Here is an 11464-nt window from a genome sequence, read left to right as displayed (position 1 = left end):
CGGCTTTAAATTTACACCAGTATTTAACATCTGTCAATAAGAAAAATTAATAAATGGAGCCTCCATATACAGAAGGTATGAGCAGGAGGTTTAATGTATGAACTCAATAAATTGACAAGGGAAAGGAGATGTATTATATTTATCTTGAAACTGAGATAAATATGAAGAAGCTTTAGATAAATTTGGGAGGCGATCGAATGAATGAATTGAAAGGCATTCACCATGTAACCGCCATAACAAGCAGTGCAGAGAAGAATTATGAATTTTTCACATATGTCCTCGGCATGCGACTTGTAAAAAAAACAGTCAACCAGGATGATATCGAAACGTACCACTTATTCTTCGCAGATGATGAGGGGAATCCTGGTACGGATATGACGTTCTTCGATTTCCCAGGCATTCCAAAAGGGTCCCACGGAACGAATGAAATCGCTAAAACGTCCTTCCGTGTACCAAGTGCTGAGGCTTTGGACTACTGGGTGAAACGATTCGACCGCCTGGAAGTGAAGCACAAAGGAATTCAGGAACGGTTCGGCAAAAAAGTGCTGCCTTTCGTCGATTTTGATGATCAAGCTTATGAGTTGGTATCGGATGAAAACGATGATGGAGTAGCACCGGGGACACCATGGCGAAAAGGACCCGTTCCATTGGAGTACGCCATTACTGGTCTTGGCCCCTTGTACGTGAGGGTAGACAATAAGGCATACTTCAAGGAAATGCTTGAAAAAGTCATGAATTTCAGGGAAGTGAGTGAAGAAGGAGCGTTCACCTTATTCGAAGTGGGGGAAGGTGGAAATGGGGCTTCTGTGATTGTGGAGTATAACTCCATTCTCCCTCCGGCACGCCAAGGATTTGGAACCGTCCACCATGCTGCTTTCCGTGTGGAAGACAAGGATGCATTGGATGAATGGATCCAGCGTTTATCAAAATTTGGCTTAAGGAACTCAGGCTTTGTCAATCGCCACTATTTCGGTTCCTTATACGCAAAAGTTTCCCCGCAGATTTTGTTTGAGTGGGCAACGGACGGACCAGGATTCATGGGGGATGAACCATATGAAACCCTTGGTGAAAAGTTGTCACTTCCGCCTAAGCTTGAGCCAAAGCGTGAAGAGATTGAGAATTATGTGCGTCCAATTGATACAGTGAGAAGCACGAAGAATATAGAAAAAGAATAATGGATTAGAAAAAAATACATCTCCGGAGATATACAGTTAAATAAGACTCAATAATACGACTGCGCTGCCATAAATCTAAATTTAATTGGAGAATGGCAGCGCTTAATTGATTTTTCACCTAAGAAACCTTGGGGCCCTCTAACCTTACACAAATCTACAGGATCTCTTTTTATAACACCGGTGGCTCCCACTCCTTTATACGCCAAAGATAATACGTAGTTTTAGCTATGCTCAAAACACTTGTTTTTTTGGTATCTCTTCTTAATTCTAAACATGTCCATTAACTCTTGACTTGAGTGATCATACATTCAAATTTTAACTACTTACTTCTTCATTTCTACTGAATATTTACAACTTTTGAGTTATCTATTGTCGCATTTTTATAAGTCAATGGAAATGGTCCATCTCGGTTAAATCCTTTTTTTGTAATTTAGATAAATAATAGAAATGTATCTTGCTTCATGATGAAAAGGACAGTTGCCTAAATTCTCCCCTTGTCTAGTCAAATTTTTGAAAGCCTTCATACAGTAATACTAACGTTTAAATTAGGTATGAAAATGAAACTGTGTGGAGATGAAAAAATGGCAAGTATGGATAAAAGGAAATGGCTTTATCTGCCTATAGAAACGAAGGTAAGGGAATTGGATGCCAAACTGCTATTGACATATTATGCAGTTCAGGCTAACTACAAGGTTGTCTTAGGTTTGTCAGGAATGATAGAGCAATCACTAGAATATCTCCCAAATGGTATTTTTCTCGATAAAGGGTACTTGTGGAAAGATAAGGTGAGAAGGTTCGGTTTAGCTAAAAAGAGTGGTCACATCGTCGTTAACTTAGAGGAAGAAGGATTCCCTCTGACGGAGAAAGAGATCTATCTTGATAAACACTTAAGTCAGGAATCTCTTAATCATTTGGATTATGAATACTGTTGGGGACCGTATCAAAGGGATACAATAGTCGCTGCATATCCTTCGGCTAAGAAAAAATGTATGATAACAGGGAACACACGATTTGATTTGTTGGATAAGAAATACAGATCCCTATTTAATTCAAGCACTAAGCAGATACGAGAAAAATATGGCGACTTTATTCTTGTGAATACAAAATTCCCTCTGTACACCAAAACAGTAAATGAAGATGGAGAGCATAATAATAGCTTGGTGAAGAGATTGAAAAACAAGTATGGGTCTTATCGGTATGAAAATATGAAGAGCAAATACAAAAAATTCATTCATATGGTCCGGGCATTGAGCATCGAATTCCCTCAGATGAACTTGGTTATAAGACCCCACCCTAGCGATAAATTCGAAGTATTCGCGCGTGATTTGGTAGACTGCGAAAATGTTTATGTTGTTCATGAAGGGAATGTAGTAAATTGGATTAATGCGTCGCAACTGGTCATTCATAATGGTTGTACCACAGGGGTTGAAGCATTTTTATTAGAGAAGCCAGTCATTTCATTTATTACTAGTGATGAGAACACATTTGATTTGCCTAACGAAATGAGTATAAAGATGGAAGAAGTTGAAGACATCTGTATGTTCATACGCTCAGATATGAAGTCATATAACTTTAGTGAGAATAAATTTAAAGAAAAACAAAAGGCCGACTTACTTCAGAAATACTATTCGCATAATCCAAACAAGTTGTCCTATCAGAATATCATCAGGAAGTTGAACGCACTAAAAACCAATCGGTTAAGTCCTAAGCATATAAAAATTAGTTCGAAACATATGAGAGTATTAAACAAAGAGTCCACTAGCAAAAATAGGCTCTATAGAAAAAATAAAATCGTAAAACAAAAGTTTCCAGACTTGACGGAAAAAGAAATCGAAAATTTCTTTAAAAAACTGAATTTAATTGAAGGGAAAAAAGTGAGAATTAATGTAAGGAAATTACATGATAAATTATTTGAAATTACCAGATACTAGTTGAGTTAATCCTCCATTATTATGGGGGATTTTTTATGCACATCAGTTGTGATATTGAAGCATACAATAGCTTTGGTTGGAAAAAATCTCCTGTATTCGATCAGATAAAGCTTGAGAAAAAAATAAATGTAGGAATGGGATGTAAGGGGATAAAGGGGGGACGTAATGAGAATATTTGCAATCATCCAATCGAGGATGGGTTCTTCTAGACTTCCAGGAAAGGTATTGAAGAAGGTACTTGAGAAACCCCTGCTTGAATATCAATTAGAACGATTAAAAAGGTGCAAGCAACTGACTGGACAGATAGTAGCGACTACCTACGAAGAGACGGACGATCCCATTGTCGACCTGTGTAAACATCTAAATATACCATTTCATCGTGGAGACGAAGAAGATGTTTTGTTGAGATATTATGAAACGGCCGTCCGGTTTAAAGTCGATCTTGTAGTGAGGATCACCTCTGATTGTCCATTGATTGATCCGACAGTAGTTGATGAGGTTATCTCTGAATATTTAAAACATCCGTTCTACCATTATGTTTCCAACACACTACAAAGAACTTATCCGAGAGGGATGGATATCTCGGTTTTTCCATTTAAGGTATTAGAAGAAGTACACCATAAAGCAATAGAGAAACAAGATCGTGAGCACGTAACACGTTATATATATACTCATTCTAAAATATACAAAACAAAAAATGTAGTGTATGAAAGAGACGAGAGTCAACATCGCTGGACGGTTGATACACCTGAAGATTTTGTTCTCATTAAAAAAATGTTAGAGGCTTTGTATCCAACTCGTCCAAATTTCACGTTAGAGGATGCTTTAGATCTAATTCAGAATCATCCAGATTGGATGGAAATTAACGCCCATGTGGAGCAGAAAAAACATGATGGTATTTAAGGCAACGGATGTTTTCCAAGATCAATCTTTATTTATACGTGCAGATGCTTCTCATAGTATAGGTGAAGGGCATGTTATGCGCTGTTTCGCTATAGCCCAATCTTGGATGGAGAGGGGAGGGAAGGTTACTTTTGTTTGTAAGTATCTTCCCTTGGAGTTAGAAGATAGATTGAATAAGGAAGGGTTCAGAGTTTCATTTATAAATCCAAATTCCATAGGGGATACAGACGACGCTTTCCAAACGGGTGCTTTAGCTAAGGCAAACGGTTGTAGATGTCTTATTTTAGATGGGTATCATTTTATGAGCATTTATCAAGAGATACTAAAGAATCAAGGATTAAAAATAGTGGTTGTAGATGATTATGGATATGCAGATTTTTACTGGTCTGACTTAATACTAAACAAAAGTTTAATTGCGCATACACTCTCTTACTCTAATAAATCAGATAACACAAAGTTATTACTAGGGCCTAAGTATAATATTCTTCGTAAAGAATTTCTAAGCTATAAAAATAAAGAGCATGTTCTTAATACAAATGTAAATGAAATTTTGGTCACTTTCGGGGGATCAGATCCAGATAATGTATCCTCTAAAATACTGCAGTACTTGGATGGTTCTATTCAAAAGCAAATAAAGGTGAAAGTAGTAATTGGCTCTGGTTATAGGTATATGAGTGAACTGAAAGAGCAGAAAAAGCGTGTAAACTACAATTTAGAAATTGTGAGAAACGCAAGGAATATGGCGGAAATAATGTATAGAAGTGATGTAGCTATTTCAGCGGGGGGGACGACACTCTTCGAGCTTGCCTATATGGGGGTCCCGTGTTTAGTCGTTCAGATCGCAGCTAATCAAAAATCAGCAGAAATCTTTGGTAGCACCTATGGGGCGTGTATATATGCTGGGGATGTGAAGAATATTGGAAAGGTTTTCTTTCTTGAAAAGTTGAAGGAGGTCTTTGATATGAAAAGGAGAAAATCTATGAGCAATAATGGAAAGTTAGTCGTCGATGGAAAAGGCAATGAGAGGTTAATGGACGAAATGGCAAACCTTTTGAGGGATGAAATATGAGTCATAATTTTATGGTCATTGGGGGAAGTTCCGGGCAAGTACCGGCAATTATGGCCGCAAAAAAACTTGGGTTGAATACCATTGTAATTGATAAAAATTCTAATTGTCCTGGAAGTGAAATTGCAGATTATTTTGAAAGTGTGGATACTACCAATCTTGAAGAAGCATTAAGAGTGGCGAAAAAATACAACGTCTGTGGATCGATTACTATTTCCAGTGACATAGGTGTTTTGACATCCTGCTATATAAATGAATTCTTAGGCTTACCAAATCAGGGTCTGGGCATAGGTATGAAAGTTACAAATAAGGCATTAATGAGAAGGCGGTTTGAAATGGAAGGAGTAAACTCTCCTTATTATGTGGCCACTGATTGTAACGAGGACGTGGCTTCGGTTAGCAGAAAGATTGAGGACGACAAAAAAAAATATCCAATGATCGTAAAACCTTCGGATAGTTCGGGGAGTCGTGGAGTTACAAAAATAAAAAACGAGTCCGAATTAAAGTACGCTATTGAACTGGCATGTAAATTTTCGAGAAATGGAAAGGTGGTTGTGGAGGAGTTTGTGAAGGGTAGAGAAATAGGAGCTCAGTGTTTCAGTAAAGATGGAAGAATGGTTTACTGTTTCGTACACAACGACAAAGTCTCGAAGAACTTGGTTCCTGTTGGTCATTCTTTCCCTTCATTAGAAAATGATAAAGTACTCTCTAATGTTATGCAAGAGTGTGATAAAGCCCTAACAAGTCTAGGGATAGTTAATGGTCCTAGCAATATAGATATTATTGTTGATGAACAAAATACGCCTTATATCATTGAAATAGGAGCTAGAATAGGTGCTACAAAATTACCAGAGTTGGTGAACTATCATTCTGGTATCGACATTATTGAAAAAACAATTCAACTTAGCTCCGGTGTAGATGTGCGTGTAGAGGATACTACACATTACTCTGTAGCAGTTGAGATGATCTTTTTTGAAAAGGGGGGGAGAGTGAAAAATATCGAAAATTACGATGATATTCTGAAAAAATATAGTCCTTTGGAATTTAATCTGGATTTAAGAACGGGAATGGATGTAAAGGAATTAGAATCGGGAGTGGATGTGTACGGTCATGCCATATGTAAAGGTAAAACCGCTAGAGAAGCAGAAATGTTCTGCAATAAGTTGGTTGAAGAAGTGAAGGCTAAAATTCAATTCTGTGAGGATTGATGAATCATATGAATACTATTGTTCTATTCGGAACTGGAAGCAGCAGTGATAAAGTCAATCATTTAATAAATACAGAAACCAATCGTGTAGTAGCTTATCTAGATAACGATTCCAAAAAACAAGGGGTTTTTAAGAACGGCGTACCAATTTATCATCCTTCTAAACTTGTTGTAATGAAATACGATTTTGTTATTATATGTAGTATTTATTATGAAGATATAGAAAAACAGTTGTTAGGGATGGGAATAAATTCACAAAAAATAATAAATCTTTACCGTTACGTTCGAACCAATGATGTCCTTTTTAAATTATTGGAGTGGGAACGTTCTAAAAATATAAAAATATTAATCACTGGGATGTCCTATTCACGTTATGGGTTTGACACGGACACACTAAAATGGAATTCGATTAATTTATCTTTTAATAGCCAGGACCTTTTCTATGATTATTGCATGACACGGCATGTGTTGGATAACTCTAGTGAGGGGATAAAATACGCACTAATAGGCTTGGCTTATTTTAGTTTTCATTTTAACTTAAGTCTTTCAAAAGAAAAACATTTAGTAGAGAGATATGCTGTCCTAAAGTGGAGAGGGATAAAGCACAATCAGACAAAGTTCATTATAGGTCATGAACGTATGAGGGACTTATTCGTGGATGACTTTCTTAATAAGTTTGATCAACTTGATCAGAATGTTTCATTTGATCGAGAGAAGTTGAAAAAAGAACAGAAAGATTTGGCAAAGTTACATTCCAGCAAAGATTATCCAAAGACAGTTAAGGAGAACAAAGTACATCTCCATAACTTGGTGAAATTACTATTGAGTAAAAACATTACTCCTATTTTTGTCATTCATCCTCAAGCAAAGCCTTATAGGGAATATTTCAGAAAAGATATGGTAGATGAATTCCATCAGATAGTTAATGATTTTAAACAGAAATATAAAATTGAAGAGGTGAACTTATTTTCATCCCAAAAGTTTACTCAAGACGACTTTTACGATGTGCATCATTTAAATACTCGAGGAGCAAAAAAAGTCTCACGTATTCTCAATGACTATTTAAAGTGAGGAAGGAATGGGGCTTACCATGGAAAATCAGCTTTTTTCATCAAACAAACCATTCGTTATAGCAGAGATGTCTGCAAATCACAATCAATCTTTGCATAGAGCTTTAAAAGTAGTTGAAGCAGCAGCTAAATGTGGCGTGGATGCATTAAAGTTACAAACCTATACAGCGGATAGTATGACACTAAACGTCCAGAACCCTGAATTTCAAATACGCGATAAAAAGAACTTGTGGAAAGGAATTCGGCTTTATGACCTTTACAAGAAGGCGCATACGCCTTGGGAATGGCACCTCCCAATTTTTGATAAATGTAAAGAACTGGGGTTGCTTGCATTCAGTTCTCCGTTTGATGAGAAAGCAGTCGATTTTCTGGAAAGTTTAAATGTTCCATGTTATAAGATTGCCTCTTTTGAAATTAATCATTTGCCACTTATAAGAAAAGTAGCATCTACCGGGAAACCCCTTATTATTTCTACAGGGATGGCATCTCTTGCAGAAATAGATGAGGCGGTCCGTGTTGCCAGAGGAAGTGGATGCAACGAATTGGTGTTATTGAAATGCACTAGTAATTATCCAGCAGACCCTACGGAATCTAACATTCGAACAATCCCCCATATGAAAGAGATGTTTAGTTGTAATGTCGGAATTTCAGATCATACGCTCGGTATAGGAGTATCCGTAGCTAGTATAGCTCTAGGTGCTAGCGTTATTGAAAAGCATCTTACTTTATCTCGATCAGATGGAGGTGTAGATGCTGCATTTTCTTTGGAACCTGATGAAATGGAGAGCCTAGTGAAAGAGGTGAATCGAGCATCACAGTCCCTAGGTAATATTATATACGGACCTGCTGAGGGGGAGTTAGATCCAAGGAGACGGAGGAGGTCGATTTATATCTCTGCTCCCATGTGTAAAGGGGAGGTTCTTACGCGGGAAAACATGAAGATTATCAGACCTGGGTTAGGACTCCCACCCAAGTATTTTGACCACCTTTTGGGGAAAACGATAAAAGCGGATGTCAAGGAAGGCACCCCACTAAGTTGGGATTTAATATAATCTTTTTATTTATTCTACAAATTTATAGGGGACTGATGACCCAATCCAGGGAGTCGACAAAAGTCTGTTCTCCTTTAACAAGGTCTTAAAGTCTTTAGGAGGAGTGAAAATATGAGAGTACAGTACATTGCTAGTGCCTGTGTACTTATTGAACACGCTAATATAAAGGTTTTATGTGACCCGTGGCTCAAGGATGGTACTTACTATGGAAGTTGGTATCATTATCCTCCTTTAAAACATAAACCAGAAGACTTTTTTGACGTGGATTACATTTATATCTCCCATATTCATCCGGATCATATGGATTTGGAATCACTTAAAAGTTTCCCGCGAGATATTCCTATTCTTATCCATGATTACGCAGAGAAATTTATCTTGAAAATACTAAAAGGGATAGGTTTTGAAAGAATTATAGAAATCTCTCATTACCAAGTTTATCCATTGGCTGAGAATTTCACAATTGAGATATTGTCAGCAGATAACTGCGATCCTGAACTATGTGGTAAATTCTTCGGGTGTTCCGTACTAAAACCATATAATAAAACCATTCAAATTGATACCTTAGCTGTGTTTGATGGGTCTGGCAAAACAGTAGTTAATACAAATGATTGTCCGTATCCACTTTCCTACAAGGTATGTGATTATATTAAACAAAAATACAATTCCATTGATTTTCTTATGGTGGGATACGCCGGTGCAGGTCCGTTCCCGCAATGTTTTGAAAATTTAAGCGAAACCGAAAAGCTTAAGAAGGGAGAAGCGAAGCAAAATCAGTTTCTTCGCCAGGCAATAAACTATCTAAACCACCTTAAGCCTGAGTTCTTTATGCCTTTTGCAGGGCAGTATACATTAGGAGGTAAACTTGCAAAGCTAAATAAATATAGAGGAGTTCCAGTGCTTGAAGAATTGGAAGATTTATTTGCCCCGTTAATAAAAAGCATTTCCTTGGAAGGTGAAAAATCGAAAGAAAGTGGCCACTCAAAGATGGTGCTTTTAAATCGTGGAGAATGGTTTGATGTTGAAACCAAAAGGCCAACAGCCTCTTTCACTCCTTCTTCATCAATGGAGCGAGAAAGATATATAAATGAAGTTTTGAAAAAGAAAAAATTCACTTATGAACAAGATGAACATGTAATTGAAAAATCAAAACAAAAAGATTTAACGAATGATTTAGTAGAAGCTCAAAAAAAAATGTTAAGCCGTCAGGATAAAGAAGGAGGATATAGAAGCCATTGGAGGATTTATATAGATGCGGGTCAGGACTTTATATATTGCATCCCGTACAATGGTGACCCTGTACAAAGAGTTGGACACGGGAAGGAAATAGAACCATATGTAAGGATTACTGTTGATTATTCCCTTCTGAATATGATCCTTAACCGTAAAGCCCACTGGAACAACGCGGAAATTGGCTCACATTTGAAATACTATCGAAAGCCGGATGTCTTTGAGAGGGGAATTCATCATTTCCTTTCTTACTTACATTGTTAATTGTCTTAAAAGTAGAAATTGAAATGGAATAGGGGCATTCCCAGTTAAATAACATGCTTACACTAGAATTGCTGGTACGTAGGAGTCAAAAATCCACCTATTGTTTCTTTTGACGTAAGGGGGGGGGCACGATTGCTTTACTTACCGATTGAAGTGAAAACAAGGGAAATGGACGGAAAGTTAATACTTGCTTACTATGCCTTGGCCAAGGGAGAAACCGTCATTATTGGAGAGCATAGCAAAGTAGAAGAAGCAGCTCAGCATTATCCCAAAGGTCTGTTCCTTTGTAAAGGATACCCTCGAGCATATATGAAGAAGGTGGTTTCATCAGCTAAAAAGTTTGGTCACGTAGTCTTGTTATTGGATGAAGAAGGATTCCTCCATTCAGATCCATCACTTTATTTAAAAGAGAGAATGAATAAGAGTCTCCTCCCTTATTTAGATTTAGTTTTTTGTTGGGGAGAGAAGCAGAAGTCCATGGTTGAACTGAATTATAAGGAAATGAAGGGGAAATGTGAGTTAACAGGAAATCCACGTTTTGATTTGTTGACTCCCCGTTATAGGGGAATTTATCGAGAGAGATCCAAAGAGATTAAAAATGATTTTGGACCATATGTATTAATTAATACAAGATTTAGCCTATACAACACTTTGAAGGGTAAAAAAGAAGACGACCTTTCAGGCAGGGCCTCCTATATAAAACGATTATACCATCATTTCCTAATAATGATTAAGCACTTGAGCATTGAATTTCCTGATGTGAGATTCATAATCCGCCCCCATCCAACGGAGAGGGCGGAAAGCTATGTAGAAGATATGAAAGGTCATTCAAACGTAATCGTTAAAGCGGGAGGATCTGTGGTTCCTTGGTTAATGGGAGCGGAAGTTTTAATTCATCATGGTTGTACTACTGGCATCGAAGCTTTCCTGCTAAATCGCCCGGTGTTATCATACGCCCCTATATCTTCTTCTTTTGACGTTTCGTTACCTCAAGAGGTGAGTATTTCTATATCAGAATTAGATGAATTGAGGGAAACTTTACAAGACATTTTAATGAATAAAAAAGCGTGTTCTAAAGAGTTTCCTGCCGAATTTTACAATTATTATGCTATTAAAGAAAAGGAAGACTATGCTTATTCGAGGATACTTGCACATATGTCCCCGTTGCAAAGAAAACAAAAAAGTGAAAACCAGATTATTCCCATTCCTCACATTTATCAGAGAGATAAAAGAAAGAAAATTCGCCATTTGTTTCCTTCATTTAGGAGTCAGGAAATTTCAGATTTTTTTTCGAAGTTAGATCATATCGAAGGACGCCACTTAACTGATTCTTATCAAATAATTAAACTTGCTGACCGGTTGTTTTTACTAACTAATGAGGTTAACCGTTTCTGAGCAACAATTGAGTTTTTTACAATTATTTCCTTTGCATTTCTGAACTTACCCTCAGAAAGCAATCCTTTTGATGAGGTAGCCGGTATCTTAGGTTGCTACCTATTATTATCACCATGTTCTAGTTTTAGCATATAAATGATATTCAATGTACTTTATACTTTTTAATTCTAATCA

General features: G+C 37.1%; 9 protein-coding genes. All 9 read left to right on the top strand.

The window, feature by feature from the left end; translation table 11 throughout:
- Positions 1-197: 197 nt before the first annotated feature.
- The 9 genes from K2225_RS17305 to K2225_RS17265 all read left to right on the top strand — a co-directional run bounded on the left by K2225_RS17305 (position 198) and on the right by K2225_RS17265 (position 11290).
- Positions 198-1175, top strand: coding sequence for a ring-cleaving dioxygenase (locus K2225_RS17305; protein ID WP_220585886.1), 978 nt, complete (start codon positions 198-200; stop codon positions 1173-1175).
- Between the two features lie 581 nt (positions 1176-1756).
- Positions 1757-3106, top strand: a complete 1350-nt coding sequence (locus tag K2225_RS17300) for a surface carbohydrate biosynthesis protein (RefSeq protein ID WP_220585885.1) — start codon at positions 1757-1759, stop codon at positions 3104-3106.
- A 165-nt stretch (positions 3107-3271) separates the two neighbouring features.
- Entirely contained in the window at positions 3272-4009 is a 738-nt protein-coding gene (locus tag K2225_RS17295; RefSeq protein WP_220585884.1) for a cytidylyltransferase domain-containing protein, read from the top strand.
- Entirely contained in the window at positions 3996-5078 is a 1083-nt protein-coding gene (gene pseG, locus K2225_RS17290; RefSeq protein ID WP_220585883.1) for a UDP-2,4-diacetamido-2,4,6-trideoxy-beta-L-altropyranose hydrolase, read from the top strand. Before K2225_RS17295 ends, pseG begins: the two co-directional genes overlap by 14 nt.
- Entirely contained in the window at positions 5075-6283 is a 1209-nt protein-coding gene (locus tag K2225_RS17285) for an ATP-grasp domain-containing protein (RefSeq protein ID WP_220585882.1), read from the top strand. The genes pseG and K2225_RS17285 overlap by 4 nt, the downstream gene beginning before the upstream one ends.
- A gap of 8 nt (positions 6284-6291) precedes the next feature.
- Positions 6292-7353: a nucleoside-diphosphate sugar epimerase/dehydratase gene (locus K2225_RS17280; RefSeq protein WP_220585881.1), complete on the top strand. Its 1062-nt coding sequence runs from the start codon at positions 6292-6294 to the stop codon at positions 7351-7353.
- A gap of 19 nt (positions 7354-7372) precedes the next feature.
- Entirely contained in the window at positions 7373-8404 is a 1032-nt protein-coding gene (pseI, locus tag K2225_RS17275) for a pseudaminic acid synthase (protein WP_255574656.1), read from the top strand.
- A gap of 111 nt (positions 8405-8515) precedes the next feature.
- Entirely contained in the window at positions 8516-9895 is a 1380-nt protein-coding gene (locus K2225_RS17270; protein WP_220585879.1) for an MBL fold metallo-hydrolase, read from the top strand.
- Positions 9896-10027: 132 nt separating this feature from the next.
- The gene (locus K2225_RS17265) at positions 10028-11290 is read left to right on the top strand and encodes a surface carbohydrate biosynthesis protein (RefSeq protein ID WP_220585878.1); all 1263 of its coding nucleotides are present in this window, start codon (positions 10028-10030) and stop codon (positions 11288-11290) included.
- Positions 11291-11464: the final 174 nt, after the last annotated feature.

This window comes from Halobacillus sp. Nhm2S1, assembly GCF_019599545.1.
Taxonomy (GTDB): Bacteria; Bacillota; Bacilli; order Bacillales; family Halobacillaceae; genus Halobacillus.
This window is presented reverse-complemented; position numbering and strand designations above follow the sequence as displayed.